The organism is Rhizobium sp. 18055 (assembly GCF_902706285.1).
GTDB lineage: Bacteria > Pseudomonadota > Alphaproteobacteria > Rhizobiales > Rhizobiaceae > Rhizobium.
Window position 1 is genome coordinate 1 of the sequence record NZ_CACSKD010000133.1, and the last position, 559, is coordinate 559.

Annotated in this window: 2 protein-coding genes; both read right to left on the reverse strand. The window is 39.2% G+C overall.

Going from position 1 to position 559, the window contains the following annotated elements:
- Positions 1-194, reverse strand: a 194-nt coding sequence (locus GVL52_RS30685) for a hypothetical protein (protein WP_210254126.1), incomplete at its 3' end; no start/stop codon positions are given.
- Between the two features lie 16 nt (positions 195-210).
- Positions 211-559, reverse strand: a 349-nt coding sequence (locus GVL52_RS28360) for a hypothetical protein (protein ID WP_160012691.1), incomplete at its 5' end; no start/stop codon positions are given.

Consider the following 559-nt stretch of genomic DNA (forward strand, 5'->3'; position numbering starts at 1 on the left):
TGAGAGGGATTATTTTCATACATGTCAATATCAGCATTAGAAACCCTTCCCGCCCCTACACTACCAAGATTTTTATTGTCAGGATAGAAACCATATGACACCTTATTTCCATCATCGTCTATGAGAACGACATACATGTGCCCTGTGTCAACCGAATTGACGCCATTTACAACCCTAACTCCAATTGCCGCCATAACTCATACCCCATGATTAATTAAAATATTTACAAACTTCTTCTTTTTTTTTACGATTATTCTTTGATGGGCATATCATAACTATATTGGCACACCGTTCCTTATAACAGACAATTCCGTCCACTCGATTCACGAGAACATCAAAGCGCTGAGGCAATCCACCTTGATCGAAATATTTCTCGGGGTCATCAAACACAGAAATCGAAGGCGATGAAAGAAAATGCAGCCCGTCAACTTTAAAATAAATTAACTCTCTGCTCTCAACAAAAACGGCATCCAAATGAAATTTGCTTGGAGCATTACTTTTCATATAAACTACAGCGGTCTCCATTTTTGCCTTCTCACCAGCAGATACAGGCAATTCC